We start from the raw sequence: 16,210 nt of genomic DNA on the forward strand, positions 1-16,210 counted from the left end.
CCTTGGCGATGCTGACGCGCCGGATCGGTGGCGCGCAGCTCGAGATCATTGTCGCCGACATCACCACGCTCGGCGTTGACGCCATCGTCAACGCTGCCAACACATCGCTCCTCGGCGGAGGCGGCGTCGATGGTGCGATCCACCGGGCCGCCGGCCCGGACCTTGTCGCCGAGTGCCGCATGCTCCATGGCTGCAAGACGGGTGATGCCAAGATCACGCGGGGCTACCGGCTGAAGGCCGCGCATGTGATCCACACCGTCGGTCCGGTATGGAATGGCGGCACCCTCGGCGAAGACGATCTGCTCGCCTCCTGCTATCGCCGTTCGATGGAGCTCTGCCGCAAGCACGAGCTCGCTTCCGTGGCATTCCCGGCGATTTCGACCGGCGTCTACCGTTTCCCGGCGGACCGTGCCGCGCAGATTGCAGTTGCGACCACGGTCGAAGCTCTGGCCACGACTCCTTCGGTCACTCAGGTCATCTTCTGCTGTTTCTCCGAGCCCAGTGCTGTCTTGCATCGTGAGGCGCTGCTCGCGCACGGCGCCGGCGACTGACGATGAGGCTGGGCCGTCGTTCCGCCGAAGCACGTCTGGCCCTCGTGCGTTGGCTGTTTGTCTGCGCTGGCCTGTTGGCATTCGCCGCGGTTGCAGCGGCGGAAGACCTGCTCGCCGGACGTGAGCTCGATCCGCAGAAGCTTGCGCGCATCAGCGACTATCTTCGCAATGAGGTTACGGCCGGCAAGATTCCCGGCGCGATCCTGCTGATCCAGCAGCACGGCAGGCCCGTGCTCTACGAGAGATCTGGTCTGCGCAACGTCAAGACGGCAGCGCCGATGACGGGCGATACCATCTTCCGCCTCTATTCGATGTCGAAGCCGGTGACCTCGGTCGCGGCGATGATGCTGGTCGACGACGGCAGGCTTGGCCTCGACGATGCTCTCGCGAGATACATTCCGGCCTTCGCCGACGTGAAGATTGGCGTCGCGCGGCCGGACGGTCGCTTGCGGCTCGAGTCGCCGGCGCGACCGATCACCATCCGCGACCTCCTGCGTCACACCTCCGGTATCACCTACGGCTTCTACGGCGATAATCCCGTGCGCAGGCTCTATGCGCAGGCCGGCCTGTTTGACGGCGATCCCGACAATGCCGAATTCGTCGCGCGGCTGGCGCGATTGCCGCTGGCCGAGCAGCCGGCGACACTGTGGGACTACGGTCATTCGACTGACGTGCTGGGTCGAGTGATCGAGATCGTCTCGGGTCAGTCGCTCTATCAGTTCGAGAAGGAGCGGCTGCTCGATCCGCTGGGGATGAGCGATACCGCTTTTTTCGTCGCCGACGATGCGAAGCGACAATTGATCGCAGAGCCGTTGCCAAGCGACTGGTTCGACCGTCCCGTCGCCGGCATTAGGGAGGCGACCGCACCGCATCGCTGGGAATCCGGCGGTGCGGGCATGGTGGGCACCATCGGCGACTATGCGCGCTTTGCGCAGATGCTGCTCAATGGCGGCGAGCTCGACGGAAGGCGCTATCTCAGGCGCGAGACGGTCGCGCTGATGACCTCGGACCAGATCGGCGAGGGGACCGGCATCGGGAAGGATCCCGAATTCTATTTTCCGGGCCCTGACAGCGGTTTTGGCCTGGGATTTGCTGTTCGCACGGAAGCGAACGCGCCGCTGCCGGCCGGCGAATATCGCTGGGACGGTGTCGGCGGCACCTTCTTCTTCATCGATCCCGCGGACGACATGTTCGTGATCTGCATGATGCAGTCGCCGGCGCAGCGCGGGACGATCCAGACCGAATTGAAGCGGCTGGTCTACGAGGCGATGGAGCGCTGATCACGCCCCGCGCACGATCTCGCGCACATGGCCGATCGTCTCCTCGATCATCGCAGCCGTCACGTCGAGATGCGTGCAGGCGCGGATACGGCCATCCATCATCGCAAGCGTCACGCCGCGCGAGCGCAAGGCACCGACCATCCTGTCGCCGGGGACGCCGGTGCCGTCGGGCTTGAAGAACACGAGATTGGTCTCGGGCTCCTGCACCTCGATGCCTGCGATCTGCGACAGCCCACGCGCCAGCGAGCGTGCATTGGCGTGGTCATCCGCAAGGCGATCGACGTGGTGGTCTAGCGCATAGATGCAGGCGGCCGCGCAGACGCCGGACTGCCGCATCGAGCCGCCGAGGCGCTGCTTCCACTGCCAGACCGCGTCGATGAAGTCGCGCGAGCCGGCCAGCACGCCGCCGATCGGTGCGCCGAGGCCCTTCGAGAAATCGATCCAGGCCGAATCCCAGCCTGCCGCCATGTCACGCGCTGAGATTCCGGCGGCGACGGTAGCGTTGAGCAGGCGCGCCCCGTCCATGTGGGTGGCAAGCCCATTCTGCTTGGCGATCGCGACGATCTCGTCGAGCGCCGCTTTCTTCCAGATCGTGCCGCCGCCGATATTGGCCGTCTGCTCGACGCTGACCACCCTCTGCGTCGGCTGGTAGCGCGTGCGCGGATGCAGCGCCTTGCGGAGGGTGTCTGGGGTGAACTGTCCGTCGGGACCCTGGAGCTGCGTGATCTGGAAGCCGCCGAGCGCGGCATGTGCGCCGCCTTCGCGCGCGATGATATGTGCGGTTTCATGCGCGAGGATCTCATCGCCAGGACGGCAGTGCACCAGCGTCGCGGTGACGTTGCACATCGTGCCCGAGGGCATGAATACTGCAGCTTCCTTGCCGAGCAGGTCTGCGACGCGCTCGCAGAGCGCATTGGTGGTCGGGTCGTCGCCGACCTGCTCGTCGCCGACCTCCGCGCGCGCCATCGCCTCGCGCATCGCGGGCGTCGGCCGCGTCTGCGTGTCCGAGAGCAGGTTGATGCGCACCGGCGGCGCCTTGGGATCGACGGGGGGAGGGGTATAGAGCATGCGACGCCTCTTGGATTGGGACGGCCCTTGCCGGGTCTCTTAAGCAAAAAGGCCCCGGTTTTGCCGGGGCCTTTCGAACTTCGTTATCAGCGCGAATAGAATTCGACGACCAGGTGCGGCTCCATCTGCACCGGGAACGGCACGTCGGAGAGACCGGGGATGCGCGCGTATTTCGCGGTCATCTTGCCGTGGTCGACTTCGAGATAGTCGGGAACGTCACGCTCCGGGAGCTGGCTCGCTTCGAGAACGTGGGCCAGCTGCTTGGAAGCTTCCTTGACCTCGATCACGTCGCCGACCTTGAGCTGGTAGCTCGAGATGTTGACCTTGCGGCCGTTCACCTTGATGTGCCCGTGGTTGATGAACTGACGTGCTGCGAAGATCGTGGAGACGAACTTGGCGCGGTACACGACCGCGTCGAGACGGCGCTCCAGGAGGCCGATCAGGTTCTCACCGGTGTCGCCCTTCAGACGGCTCGCCTCGACATAGATGCCGTGGAACTGGCGCTCAGAGATGTTGGCGTAATAACCCTTGAGCTTCTGCTTGGCGCGGAGCTGCACGCCGAAGTCGGAGAGCTTGCCCTTGCGGCGCTGGCCGTGCTGGCCGGGGCCGTATTCCCTGCGGTTCACGGGGCTCTTCGGGCGGCCCCAGATGTTCTGGCCCATACGGCGATCGATCTTGTACTTCGCCTCACTGCGCTTAGTCATCGCGTCCTCTTGATAGAGTTAGGTTGGTTTGAGGAAACGCGCCCTCCTGTGTGACCGGGAAACCCGGCACCGACAGGCCCCATCCCCAAAGCTTCAAGGGACAAGGCCACGGGTCGCGAAACGCTTCGCGGGCCGAAACCGGCCCGCGAGCAGGCGGCTTTTAGGAGAAATCGGGCCGTCCTGTCAATCTTTTACGTTGCCACAGCGCGGATCGGCTTGGGTTCGGCGGCCTGGCGGCTGCCACGCAATTCGGCAGCGATTTCAGTGTTCAGGACCTGTTCCAGCCGGGTCAGGACCCGCGCGATCGGGGCGGCATCGGTAATCCGGTGATCCCAGCGAAGGACGACATTGATGGTCTGGTCCGGCTCGGCCACCCCATAGCTCAGGATGAACGGCCCTGGCGTGATGGCGTGGAGCTCGCCCCCGCCATAGGCCGCGACCGAGGTGACCGAATAGCTGCCAAAAAAGCTGGCGCGCTGGCGGCCGAAATTGAGCCCGATCAGCCAGGCCAGCCGGCGCAGCGGCAGCGGCAGGCGCATCGCCAGCATCATCTTGCGAACCATCGGCACGTCCTGGAGCGGGGCTTCCTTGGCATGCCGGATCAGGACGTCGATCTCGGCCAGCGGCAGATCGTCCGGGCCGGCAATCCGCTGCGCCACCACGCATTCCTCGCCGTCCACGAGGCGAGCGACCGCCACCATCGCCACGCTTTTGGGCAGCTCATAGAAGGTCGGCCACGGCCATTTGGCATAGAGCGTGCGCAGGATCGGTTCATCCCTGGCGACGAGCGCAAAGGCCTTGACGAAGATCGCGGCCCAGCCGGCCGGCACCTTTGCGCTCGCGCGCGCGTCGAGCACGGGGCGGATCTGGAGCGGCCGCGACAGCGAGACGAAGGGCACGCCCATCGAGGCGTGCATGAGGTCGAAGACCATGCGCCGCAGCAGCGAGATTTTCCTGGGTGTACCGCGCATCGTCCTCGGGTTTCCGCGGGCTCAAATCGGTGTGGCGAGTCGATGGTCCGCCCGCTGCCCTGATCTAGCATGAACCAGCCGGGGCGGAGCCAGCGGCTTCATGCACCATGCTCTTCTCAGCCTCAGAAGAAGACCCGCGAATTTCGGTAAAATCATGTCATTTCAATGCTTTAAATAGCTAATTTGATGTGACCTGCTACCGACCTTGAGAATCGCGCGAAGGACGACCTACCGCTTGATACCCTCGAACGCCGCCATGATGCCGCGCTGGAACAGCGACCAGTCGAAGCCGAGCGCAATGGCGCGGTAGCCGCGGTCGATCAGGCGGTTGGCCTGCTCGGCGGTGCGCGCCGCCCCGCCGATCGGCACGCCGCTTTTGAGAATACCGGCCTCGGCCCGGGCGATCAGCTCCAGCAGTTCCGGGTCCTCCATCTGGCCACGCTTGTTGATGGAGGTGGCGAGATCGCCAGGACCGATCACCGCAATGTCGATCCCGGGGGTCGCCATAATCTCGTCGATGCGATTAACCGCCTCGACATGCTCGATGGTGATCATGCAGAGCATCTCGTCGTCGGCTGAAGCCATGTAGTCGGGCATCGATTGGCCCCAGCGGAACGGAGCATGGAAGGGGCCCCAGAGACGATCGCCGCGCGGCGGATAGCGAACGCTGCGCACCGCTTTCTCAGCTTCCGCGCGACTCGTGATCATCGGGAAATTGATGCCGAAGGCGCCGATGTCCATAGGGGCCTTGGCAAGCCAGGGCTCGTTGGCGGCGATGCGCACCAGCGGCGTGCATGGCGTGCCGGTCGTGGCGGCGATCATCGCATGCGCTTCGGTCAACCCGATTGGCCCGTGCTCGAGATCGACGATGATCCAGTCGAGCGAGCGCGCCATGATCTGTACGGTCTGCACGCTCGGAATGGTCGCGATCGCTCCGAAGGCGGGTCGCCCTTCGCGCCAGAGCTGGCGGAGGTGGTTGAGCGGCGTTGATGTGGCTGACATGGCCAGAACCTGCGGGATAGAGCGGCGCAACCTAGCAGCGTGCCAGCGACGCGAAAAGTCAGGCCGGGACGCGCCCGCCGAAGAACGGCGTGAGCGAAGGGCCGAGGCCGTGCGGTCGGCGGGACGTGAAGATCATTTCCGCACCGGTCTGCACGATCTCCGCGGCGCGCGGACCGAGCAGGTCCGAGACGCGGCGCGCGATTGCGGGGGCCGGGTCGATCCAGTCGACCGGCCAGGGCGCAAGTTTCGTCAGCCGGTCGAGCAGCAGCGGATAATGCGTGCAGGCGAGCACAATCGTGTCGGTGCGTGAGGTCGCATCGTCGGGATCGCCGACAAAGCAGGGTTTCAGTTCAGCGAGGATATCGCCGTCGCTGATTGCATGGCCTCCGAGCGCAGCTTCCGCGAGCGAGGCGAGCTCGGGCGAACCGACCAGCGTCACCTCGCAGCCTTGCGCGAAATCACGGATCAAGGCGCGGGTGTATTCCCGTTTCACGGTGCCCTTGGTGCCGAGCACGGAGACGCGCCGGGTTTTCGATTGCGCGCAGGCCGGCTTGATCGCCGGCACCGTGCCGACGAAGGGTACGGAATAGGCCTCGCGCAAATGCGACAGCACGAGCGTGGAAGCGGTGTTGCAGGCGATCACGACGAGCTCGGGATCGTGCGTGCCGATCAGCTCGCCCATCAGCGGCACCACGCGAGCGATGATCTCATCTTCGCTGTGATGGCCGTACGGGAAGAAGGCGTCGTCGGCGACATAGACGTAATGCGCATCGGGGCGCGCCGCGACGACCTCGCGCAACACGGTGAGCCCGCCGAGGCCGGAATCGAACACCAATATGGTTGGGAAGTCTGCCACGCGGTTACCCTAGCCTTGCCATGGTTACCATTCGGTTTTTGGGGCGCTTTTGCGGCGGACGCGGGTGCGACCCAATTTTGAACGATTCAAATCGCCTCGATTGGGCTCGCCCGCTATCAGATCGCAGCCATGCTGCACCGCAGTTGGGGACATCCGCATTTATTCCGGGGAGCCGACATGATCAGAAACACCAATGCCGGCTGGGGCAGTATCTCCCGCTGGTTTCACTGGATCCTCGCGGTCGCGATCATCGGCATGATCGGCTTCGGCTGGTGGGTCAACCATGTCCCGGCGAGGCCCGACCGCTTCTTCTACCGCTCGATCCACGCCGACATCGGCTATGTGGTCCTGCTGCTCACCGTCATTCGCCTGGCCTGGCGCATAGGCAACCCGACACCGGCGCTGCCGGATGACAGCCGCCCCTGGCAGAAGTTCGCGGCGCGCATCAGTCACGCCGCGCTCTATCTCGTCGTCATCCTGGTCGCGATGCTCGGCTGGGCGCATTCCGGCGCGCATGCGCCCGTCTACTCCAGCTTCTTCGGCCTGTTTCACGTGCCGCAGTTCACCTCTCCCGACCGCGAGGCAGCGCGCGCCTATGAAGACCGCCACATCCTCTTTGCCTATGTGCTGCTGGCTCTGATCGTGGTTCACGTGGCCGCCTCCGCCTGGCACCACTACATCCGCCGCGACCGCGTCGCGGTGCGGATGCTGACGGAGGAAGCGAAGGCGGGGTAGGGGCGCAAAGTCGCCCGGTCGGCCTTGTTCGTGCGCCTGCGCATCACCGGGACCTACGCCTCGTTCTCGTGGCGTATTTCACCCGAGCTTTGCTCTTGGGGGCAGAGACGGCATGCTCATGCGCGACTCATGCAGGAATTCAAGATTTCGGTAAAACATAATATCTTTGCCTTTGGGGCTTGAGAGCGTTTCGTCCTGATCGGTGGTCTGACAGGTTCGCGCTTGCCTCAACCAACGGTCGAGTGCATGCTCAGGTCTCCGGAATGCTGAGGATCAGGGTCCCTCGAGGTGGGCTATGATATTTCCGCAAGATCCAGATATTGTGATCGAAAAGGACGTTCACGGCGTCATCAGGGAGCTTCGCCACTTGCAGGCACCCGCGAAGGGTGAGCCCGGTGAACCCGCCAAGCAGGCTGCGCTCGACTATCTGACGTGGGCATCTCAGCGTGAACGACCGTTGTTGCCGCTCAGTCGGGAAGATTTGGCCTATCTCAGCCATACGATCGGCGCTGACGAGACTTCACGATCCAGCGAGTCGCGATTCGCCTGGGCAGAACCACGTGAGTTGCGCCGGAATGACCACCCCGAGACGACAATCGTCTGGGTCCGGCAAACAACTCCCGTGAAGAATTCTGACCTTGTCGTCGATATTCAAGGCAGCAGCATTCGTCTCGTCGTCAATGATGGCCCCGACGATCAACCACAAATCACGAGCGCGCGCCTGACGACACTCGGAAATGCCGAATTGTCGATCGACGTGGAGAGTGTCGAAAAGCTGATTGGCAAGTTGAAGCCGACATGGGCCGATGCGTTGGATCCGGATGTGGCTCTCAAGCTGTTCGGTTCCGCGCTGGGCCTCGATGGCTCGGCCGGCGCGGTCATCGATGCACGGCTCGTCGCTTATGAGCGGCATGGACGGAAAACCGCCGAGGGCGACGTCAGCTTGGGTCTTGCTGCCAGTGCCACGGTTTTCCTGCCCGTGGGCAGTGGTGACTCCATTGGGCATCGCGTGCTGGTCGACGTCGTGAGCGGCCAGGCCGTTCGCAAAGCGCCGATCGCCTCGGCGTGCCTCGGATCTGTTTTCTCGATCGATCCGGACAGCAAGGAGGGCAACTTCAAGGCCCGCCATGACAGCGGCGACAATCTGCTCGATCCGGAACGCGACTCCGTCACATTGCTGGATCTCAATTACGCGAGCGGCGGACGTCGCGCCCTCACCGGGCCGCGCGTTTCGGTGCTCGATCCATCTGCGCTCGGCAAGTACTACGACCCTCCGAGTCAGAGACCTCCCTTCGAGTTTTCGGCCCGAACCAACAATTTTGCTGCAGTCAGCGCCTACTATCATTGCGACTCGATGATGCGGCTGGTCGAGGGGTTCGGCTTCAGTCTTCAAGACCATTTTGGGAAGGTGGCATTGCCTTTGACGGTCGAACATCGTGCCAAGATGCTGTCGGGCCCCGGAGCTCGTGACGGCCGCGGCATCAACGCCTATGTGACACCTTTCCGCGCTGACGCGCTGTTGCCGCAGTTGGACGTCAGGATGTTGTTTGGGCTTGCAGATTTTGCGGACACCTGGAAGAACCCACTGGGACTTGCCGCCGACGCGCGTTTCGTCTGGCACGAGTTCTGCCATGTTCTGATCCTGGCCGCGACCGACTCGACCGAATTCGACTTCGCACACAGTGCCGGCGATGCGCTCGGCGCGATCATGTCTGATCCGGCATCGAAGCTTGGAGCCCCCTGGCGCGGGGTGACGTTTCCCTTCGTCCAGTTGCCGCTGCGACGTCACGATCGCAAGGTTACCGACGGATGGGGGTGGAGCGGCACGCTCTATGAGAAACCCGATCCCACCTATCCGCCGCGGGACCCGGCCGGCTACAATTCCGAGCAGATCCTGTCCAGCACCTTGTTCGGCCTGTACCTTGCCGTCGGCGGTGACGCGGTGCGCCCCAACGCGGCTGATGAGCTGGAGCCGGATGTGGGCGCGCGCAAAGCGGCCGCGAACTACATCGCCTATCTCATCATACGTGCGATCGCTTCGCTTGCTCCCGTCAGCACACAGCCGACCCGCGAGGCGAGTCAATTCGCCACCGCCTTGATGGATGCCGACGTCGGTACGTCCTACATCGATTACAACGGGTCGCGTCGACTGGGCGGCATGCTGCACAAGGTCGTGCGATGGGCTTTCGAACAGCAAGGTCTGTACCAGGCGTCATTGACGGGGCGACACGACGGTCCTGGCAGTGCGCCGTCGATTGACATCTACATCGATAGCCCCCGCGAGGGAGGATATGAGTACCATTACGAGTGGCAGGCCGCCAAAGACGCTGTCTGGATCCGCTACGCGGCGGATGACGGGACGGACGATCAGGATCCGCCGCGCGCAGGGCAAACAAATTATGTTTACGTCAAGCTTCACAATCGCGGCGACCAGCCGGCGGCCGGGACTTCGGTGGTGGTTTTCACGGCGCTCGACGACGACGTCGCGACATGGGAGACCGCGGGCCAGTGGCAGCAGCTTGGAAACGAAATCACGGGAAGCGTGCCCGCTGGTGGCGAGGCGACGTTCGGGCCTTTCCCATGGACACCGCAGTCGGGCTCCCGAAATGGTCTGCTCGTCCGTTCGACGGCGGCAGGTGACCGCAGCAATATCGATCCCGGGTCCAATCTTGCATGCGCTGCCGGTCCGGTGAACTTGGCCGATCTTGTTCGGGCCGACAACAATCTCGGCTACCGCGAGTGGATAATCCAGTAGAAACTTCGGCCAGGCTCGCCGTTCTCGCCGCGATACGCGATCATGGTCCCGGAGCAGGAGGGAAACCAGGCAGCGTGTCGCTCGTTCCCGACGCGATCGAAGCGTTCCATTCGTCACGGGCTTTCCCGATCAGATCCTGGATGTCATCGCAATGATTGTCGATCAGGTCGATGCACGCGGAGGCAATATATTTGCCTGCAGCGCTGTCGCTCGCATAGTGCACGCCCGCTCGCTCGCGGTTGAGTGCAACCCGCGCGGCCAGCCAGTCGAGCTGATACTGATAATCGGGCGCTATCTTTGCAAGGAGCCCCGACAACAGCCAACTTTGCAGCGAATGGCCGCTTGGAAACGAGGCGTGCGCGGGCGGACCGAACGACGGCAAGAGGCCCGGGCAGACGTATGATGGCCTCGGGCGCAGGTATCGCTTCTTGTAATAGGCCGCCACGATCTGCCCGATCCGTACCGCGAGATTCATGACCACCAGGGTCAGGAGATGCTGATGTCCGTTGACGGCCATCAGGCTCACCCAGTAACCGGGCGCGTTATCATGCTGCGCCACGATCTCGCCCATGTAGCGTTCGCGGTCGGTCTGCATGAGCAGCTGAAGCTGGGTAATTTCCGCCTTGACGAAGGCTTCGAAAGTCGTCGCGTTCGACGGCTGCCAACCGAGGAGGTCCGCGGGCAGGGCGATAGACTTCCAGTTGGTCGCATCGACGAACTCGGTCAGGTAGAGCAACGACAGGACATCCGGGTCCCACGGTCCAACTCTGTTCTGCCAGGCTTCTTTGGGCAGCAAATCTTCCGGAAAGCTCGGATCGACGTTAGGCCCAAGGTCGAATTGCAGGGTCAGGGGTCGGAAGCCGAGTTCGGGCGGCGTGGCGCCGAACGCCATGCCCATCCCCATACCCATGCCCATCCCCATACCCATTCCCATACCCATGCCCATTCCCATACCCATTCCCATGTCGTCCTCCTCCAGGGTTGTTCTGCCGAATACGTTGACCGTCGCTGGGAAGCGATCAAGCACCAGGACGCGCTTCGTCAGGCGCGCTAGCGGGGCAATCCGGCCTTGATGAATCGCTCGGCCATCAGTGCGCGCCGCTCCGGCTGCTTGATCGGGTACCAACTAATAAACTTCTCCACCGAAAACGCTGGGTCGATGTTGAGGAGCCTGGCGCCGACCTCACGTGCCTGATCGAGCGACCCCGCTGCGACAAGGCTCGCCACAAGAAGTCGCAAATTTGCGACAAATTGCGGGGCTGCCGCCATGACCTTCGTGCCCCAGTGCACGGCCTCGTCAAAAGTCTCATTGGTGTAATGCGCGTTGGTGAGCGCCGATTGATAGAAATAGGCATACGGGTCCAGCGGCGACAGCGATATTCCGTAGGAAGCGCGTGCGACCGCACGCGGTCCATCGCCAAGATAGCAATATGTCGAGGCGCTCAGCGACCAGGCGATCGCCGAATTGGGCGTTCCGCCGATGGCGCGATCGAAGGCATCGAGAGCGCGATCGTAGGAGCCGAACAGAAAGGAATGGACGTGCCCGAATATCGCAAGTGCCAACGGGTCCGACGGTTCGAACTCGAGCGCGCGTGACGCGAGGCGCAAGGCCTCGCGGGAATCGGCCTTGAAATCCGTGGTATGCCCTTCGCCAATGTGCAGGATGTACCACTTGGCCATCAGGGCGTAGGCGGTCGCATATTCCGGATCATGCTCCAGGGCCTTCTCGAACAGCATTCGTGCCGCAAGCATTTCGTCGTGACCGAGACGATACAAACGATACATGCCCTGGAGAACAAGGTCGTAGGCGTTCATACTCTGCGGTGCCTTGCGCTCGGCACGCTTAAGCTCCGAGATATGAATGTGCGGAAGCAGAGCGTAGGCGATGCCCGTCGCAATCGTCTCCTGCACGTCGAACAACTGGGTGATCGACGACTCATATTGGTTTGTCCACAGTACGGAGCGCGTGTCGACATCGATGAGCTGGGCTCGCATTCGCAGCAACTCGCCGTGTCTTCTGAGCGTGCCCGTGACGAGATACCTCACGCCCAGTCGGCTGCAGATGGCGGCCGGATCGGCGGTCGGATCCGTAAAGCCGAGCGTGGACGTGCTCGAGACGACGAACAGCTCGCGAATTCCCGCCAGCGAGGCAACGATGTCATGGGTGATGCCCTGTGCGAGATAAGCATCCTCTGCATCAAGACCGAGCATGTGCAACGGCAGGACCGCTACTGACGGCTTGTGCCCATGGGAAATCGAGACTGTCGGAGCCCGCAATTCTCGATGCGCGATCTTGAACGCGCGGATGCGCCGCTCGATGTTCTTGAGAGTCAGGAATCCGAGATCCGCGGCCTGGTATTCCAGCTGCTCCTTGACCTGATCATGGATGGTCCCCGAAATGACAACGCCGCCGGGGGCGGCGAATTCTTGGAGGCGGGCCGCGATGTTGACCCCGTCGCCGTAAATGTCATCGCTTTCGGCGATGATATCCCCGAAATTTGCGGACATGCGCAACTGCAGATCTTCGGTGGGGTCAAGTGACGTTGCGGCCAGATCGCGTTGCGTGTCGAGCGCAAAGCCGACCGCGTTGACCGGACTTCCAAATTCAAGAAGCAAGCCGTCACCGGTGCTCTTGATGACCTCCCCACCATGCTCTGCAACGCGAGGCTCGATGACGTCGGCTCGCATCGACATCCATCGTCGATGGGTACCGGCCTCGTCCCTTCCCATGAGGCGGGAATAGCCGACAACGTCGATGAAGACCGTGGCAGCGATACGTCTCTTTGGCCGGCCCTTGTCCGAGCCGTCTTCATTGAACGTGTTGTCGACTCTGATCATCACAGGCGCAACAACTTTCATACAGGCCCCGATCGCGTAGCGAGGCTCAAGGACTGTAGCAAAAAGCGGTTGGAAGGGAAATGCTGTGGGCATGCACGGCTCGGTTGACCTGTGCCGGCCGTGCCGCTCGTTCAATCGCTTGCCCGCGGAGGGAGCGCAGGAGGCATCATGACACTACCCATGTCATTGGCATCTTGATCGGCGCCGGCAGCGTCGTGCCACAATCGTCTATTCGGGCCAGACAATAGACGAACCGGTTCAAATCGGGACCGGTGCCGTCAGGTGCGAATCGTAGGGTGCGGCGGCCTTGCCGCCGCTCACCTGAGTCACGCGATCCGGTTCGTGGTCGTCGCTCGCTCCGCCTTGAGCTGTTCCTGCAAGCGCGAGATGTTTTCGAGCAGGCGCTGGCTGGCGAGGACCAGGAAGTAATAGCCGAATTGCGGGTCCTGGAAGTAGATCTCGAGCAGTCGTTCATAGGTGATGGTCAGCACCTGGCCGTCCTCGATGCACTCCACCGTTCCGGTGCGCTGGTTGTTCGGCGTCAGGAAGCCGAGCTCACCCATGAGGCGGCCAGGCGGGATCTCGATGTTGATCTCCTTGACCAGAAACTTTCCGGTCACCGTCAGGAACATCTCGTTGGCGGGGTCGTGGATCTTGAAGAGGGTGTCGCCATGGCGGTATTTGCGCTCGGTCATGAAAGGCTTCAGCCATTCCATCGACATGTCGCCCTGCGTCGCGTGGCGCGCCTTCTTCACGAGCTTGAGCATCTGGCGGAGGCGAACGCCGTTGATCGGGACCAAGAGAAGATACAGCAGAAAGGTCGAGGTATTGCCCGACAGCAAGCCGTAGATAGCGAACAACGCGCAGCCGATCATGTTGGCGACCCGCAGCGGCACCATGGTCTGCATCAGAAGCGTCGCGACGAAGAAGACCGCGCCGACGACGGCGAACAGATTGGCCAACGTGATGTTGGCCAGGAAGATTTCCAGCAGGCGGTTGAACAGGGCGTCGTAGGTGATGTTATTGGGATCGAGGCCCATTTGCATCAGGATCTTCGCGACCCTGAGATTGTCCGCGGCCGTATCGAGAATGCGGTTCAAAATCGACGAGATATCTGCGCTGGACGCCATCATATTTCCTCACGCCTCAAGCCGACGGTGCTTTTAGGATACGGACAATCGAAATCGATCGTTTGAGTAAGGTGACCGGCGGATTCGATGCAAGCGGCCAATTCTAGCCCGCGCGCCGGTTTCGGCAATCGTCCCCTCGTCGGACCCGAAAAGTCGGTCTGACGGGGAGGGGAGGAACGGACCCCATTCGAGGCCGTTAGCACCGAAAGCAATGTCCGGTGAGCCGTCATGTCCGATTCTTGCGACTATTTTCGTGAGCACGCGATTGCGGCCACCCGCAAGGCGCGTGCCTTGCCGGCGGGACCGGCAAAGCGCAAGCAGCGAACCGTCGCGCGCGTCTATCATCTCCTGTCCAGGGAGGCGGCGTTCGCGCCCAATATCCATCATCTGGATGAGTTTCGCGCGGCGCGGCGCCTGGAGCGGCAGATCACGGGGACCGGTTGACCGCCGGGAAGCTCGTGATGCCCGACCGACGCGCAGATTCGCGCACGTGACCACCATCTCTGGGAAGAAGCCGGGCGGCCGGAGGGCCGCGCCGGCCAGTTCTGGCATCGCACTGAGCGCGCGAGGCCGACGATGGTCCGGAGGAAATGACCGGACCGAGGCCTGCCAACTTGCCTGCGCGGCCGTCTTACGACTGGAGTAGTCGTCAGCGCCGTGTGCTGCAATTCTGTGCAGCGGTTGGATGACGGCCTGGCGAATGCGACAGCAAATTTTGCAGTCTGGAAATCCCCGTCCCGACCATTATGCTCGTTGCGCGGCTGGCTGCTGCATCGCCGCACCGCGAGGGGGATGGCATGCGCACAACATCGGTCGGCGTCGTTCGCATTGCCACCAAAGGGCCGGGCGACGTTGCAGGCCTTTTGGAAATGATCGGGCAGGGCGAGATCGATCCGAAGGCGATCCTCGCGATCCTGGGCAAGACCGAGGGCAATGGCGGCGTCAACGACTTTACGCGCGAATATGCCGTGGCGGCGCTCTGCACAGCGCTGGCGCCGCATGTTGGGCTGGAGCCTCATCAGGTCGAGCAGCGCATCGCCTTCGTGATGTCCGGCGGCACCGAAGGCGTGCTGAGCCCGCACATCACCGTCTTCACGCGCCAAAGCATCGCGCCGAGGCCGGCTGCTCTTGCCGGAAAGCGGCTCAGCATCGGCATGGCACAGACCCGCGATTTCCTCCCCGAGGAGCTCGGCCGCAACCCGCAGATCGGGGAAACGGCCAAAGCGGTGGTGTCAGCCATGGCGGATGCGGGTATCACGGAGCCGAGAGACGTGCATTTCGTCCAGATCAAATGCCCGCTGCTGACCAGCGAGCGCGTCGAGGCGGCCTCCGCGCGCGGCAGCACAACCGTGACGACAAGTGCCTACAGCTCGATGGCTTATTCGCGCGGCGCCTCCGCGCTTGGCGTCGCGGTGGCGCTGGGCGAGATCGAGGACGGGATCCGCGACGAGGACGTGCTACGGCGGTTCGAGCTGTTTTCGTCGGTGGCCTCGACCTCGGCGGGGATCGAATTGATGCACAACGTCGTCATCGTGCTCGGCAACTCCGCGTCTTCGGCAAGCCCGTTCGAGATCGGCCATGCCGTCATGCGTGACGCCATCGATGCCGCTGCCGTGATCGGGGCGCTCGCAAGCGTGGGGCTAAAGGCGGGATCGACGACGGATACGGGCCGCGAGCTCGTCAATATCTTCGCCAAGGCGGAGGCCTCGCCGAACGGCAGCGTCCGCGGCTTTCGCCACACGATGCTGGAAGATACCGACATCAGCGCGACACGGCATGCCCGCGCCGCAGTTGGCGGCCTGATCGGCGGTCTTGCAGGAAGCGGCGCCGTCTACGTCTCCGGCGGGGCCGAGCATCAGGGGCCTCCGGGCGGCGGCCCTGTTGCCGCCATCGTGCGGGTCGCTGACGATTCCGATTGAGCGGGGCGGAGGGAGTATCCCCGTGCTGGTCGGTGTTCGGCCGGACGGCGGCCAAGGTAGCTCGTTCACTTCGCGGCGCTGTTCACGCTGCGAAGGTGGATCGACACGGCAGCCGAATTGAGCGTCGGACCGGAGCCACTCACGAGGTCGCTGCGCAGTGATGGCGAAGCCGCGTGAAGCGCGAAGATGATGGCAATCTGGGTCCGGTTCTGAAGGCGGTATTTGCGCATGATGTTGCCGATATGCGCGCGAACCGTATTTTCGGAGATCTTGAGCTCGTAGGCGATGTTCTTGTTCTGCATGCCGCGAGCAATCAGCATCATGAGCTCGCGCTCACGCGGTGTAGGTGTGATCGGTACGCTTGTATTCATGACCAATTCCTCCCTGGCATGAAGGTTGAT

At 63.0% G+C, this 16,210-nt stretch carries 16 protein-coding genes; 7 read left to right on the forward strand and 9 right to left on the reverse strand.

Annotation, left to right across the window (positions count from 1 at the left end):
* Positions 1–2 precede the first annotated feature (2 nt).
* Positions 3–551, forward strand: a complete 549-nt coding sequence (locus SO139_RS04385; protein WP_498539705.1) for an O-acetyl-ADP-ribose deacetylase — start codon at positions 3–5, stop codon at positions 549–551.
* 2 nt (positions 552–553) lie between these two features.
* Positions 554–1,831: a serine hydrolase domain-containing protein gene (locus SO139_RS04390; protein WP_498539706.1), complete on the forward strand. Its 1,278-nt coding sequence runs from the start codon at positions 554–556 to the stop codon at positions 1,829–1,831.
* Here SO139_RS04390 and SO139_RS04395 read toward each other — a convergent pair whose 3' ends face one another.
* From SO139_RS04395 to murI, 5 genes are all read right to left on the reverse strand, one after another.
* The gene (locus SO139_RS04395; protein ID WP_449377158.1) at positions 1,832–2,899 is read right to left on the reverse strand and encodes a threonine aldolase family protein; all 1,068 of its coding nucleotides are present in this window, start codon (positions 2,897–2,899) and stop codon (positions 1,832–1,834) included.
* A gap of 86 nt (positions 2,900–2,985) precedes the next feature.
* The gene (gene rpsD / locus SO139_RS04400; protein WP_018647416.1) at positions 2,986–3,603 is read right to left on the reverse strand and encodes a 30S ribosomal protein S4; all 618 of its coding nucleotides are present in this window, start codon (positions 3,601–3,603) and stop codon (positions 2,986–2,988) included.
* 191 nt (positions 3,604–3,794) lie between these two features.
* Positions 3,795–4,574 carry an acyltransferase gene (locus SO139_RS04405; RefSeq protein WP_449377159.1) on the reverse strand — a complete coding sequence of 260 codons (780 nt, stop codon included), beginning with the start codon at positions 4,572–4,574 and terminating at the stop codon, positions 3,795–3,797.
* 228 nt (positions 4,575–4,802) lie between these two features.
* Complete coding sequence (locus SO139_RS04410; RefSeq protein WP_449377160.1) at positions 4,803–5,576, reverse strand: HpcH/HpaI aldolase family protein; 774 nt, start codon at positions 5,574–5,576, stop codon at positions 4,803–4,805.
* 58 nt (positions 5,577–5,634) lie between these two features.
* Positions 5,635–6,432, reverse strand: a complete 798-nt coding sequence (murI, locus tag SO139_RS04415) for a glutamate racemase (RefSeq protein WP_449377161.1) — start codon at positions 6,430–6,432, stop codon at positions 5,635–5,637.
* A gap of 177 nt (positions 6,433–6,609) precedes the next feature.
* Here murI and SO139_RS04420 point away from each other — a divergent pair, with 177 nt between their 5' ends.
* Together SO139_RS04420 and SO139_RS04425 are read left to right on the forward strand one after the other, a co-directional pair.
* A complete protein-coding gene (locus SO139_RS04420) occupies positions 6,610–7,167 on the forward strand; it encodes a cytochrome b (RefSeq protein WP_449377162.1) in 558 nt (185 codons plus the stop codon).
* 322 nt (positions 7,168–7,489) lie between these two features.
* Positions 7,490–9,922 carry a hypothetical protein gene (locus tag SO139_RS04425; protein ID WP_498539707.1) on the forward strand — a complete coding sequence of 811 codons (2,433 nt, stop codon included), beginning with the start codon at positions 7,490–7,492 and terminating at the stop codon, positions 9,920–9,922.
* 40 nt (positions 9,923–9,962) lie between these two features.
* Here the strand turns inward: SO139_RS04425 and SO139_RS04430 are convergent, their stop codons facing one another.
* The 3 genes from SO139_RS04430 to SO139_RS04440 all read right to left on the reverse strand — a co-directional run bounded on the left by SO139_RS04430 (position 9,963) and on the right by SO139_RS04440 (position 13,893).
* Positions 9,963–10,949 (reverse strand): phosphatase PAP2 family protein, encoded by a 987-nt coding sequence (locus tag SO139_RS04430; RefSeq protein WP_498539708.1) that lies wholly within the window; start codon positions 10,947–10,949, stop codon positions 9,963–9,965.
* Positions 10,950–10,972: 23 nt separating this feature from the next.
* Entirely contained in the window at positions 10,973–12,760 is a 1,788-nt protein-coding gene (locus tag SO139_RS04435; RefSeq protein WP_474798548.1) for an adenylate/guanylate cyclase domain-containing protein, read from the reverse strand.
* A 326-nt stretch (positions 12,761–13,086) separates the two neighbouring features.
* Complete coding sequence (locus tag SO139_RS04440) at positions 13,087–13,893, reverse strand: Crp/Fnr family transcriptional regulator (protein ID WP_449377166.1); 807 nt, start codon at positions 13,891–13,893, stop codon at positions 13,087–13,089.
* A gap of 225 nt (positions 13,894–14,118) precedes the next feature.
* Between SO139_RS04440 and SO139_RS04445 the strand changes: the two genes are divergently transcribed.
* From SO139_RS04445 to atzD, 3 genes are all read left to right on the forward strand, one after another.
* Positions 14,119–14,334 carry a hypothetical protein gene (locus SO139_RS04445; RefSeq protein ID WP_474798546.1) on the forward strand — a complete coding sequence of 72 codons (216 nt, stop codon included), beginning with the start codon at positions 14,119–14,121 and terminating at the stop codon, positions 14,332–14,334.
* Positions 14,335–14,370: 36 nt separating this feature from the next.
* Positions 14,371–14,484 carry a DUF2934 domain-containing protein gene (locus tag SO139_RS04450; protein ID WP_449377248.1) on the forward strand — a complete coding sequence of 38 codons (114 nt, stop codon included), beginning with the start codon at positions 14,371–14,373 and terminating at the stop codon, positions 14,482–14,484.
* 203 nt (positions 14,485–14,687) lie between these two features.
* Positions 14,688–15,809, forward strand: a complete 1,122-nt coding sequence (atzD, locus tag SO139_RS04455; protein ID WP_498539709.1) for a cyanuric acid amidohydrolase — start codon at positions 14,688–14,690, stop codon at positions 15,807–15,809.
* A 65-nt stretch (positions 15,810–15,874) separates the two neighbouring features.
* On the opposite strand, the gene SO139_RS04460 is transcribed toward atzD, so the two are convergent.
* A complete protein-coding gene (locus SO139_RS04460; RefSeq protein WP_449377169.1) occupies positions 15,875–16,180 on the reverse strand; it encodes a response regulator transcription factor in 306 nt (101 codons plus the stop codon).
* Positions 16,181–16,210: the final 30 nt, after the last annotated feature.

The sequence above is a fragment of the Bradyrhizobium sp. UFLA05-89 genome (assembly GCF_059803475.1).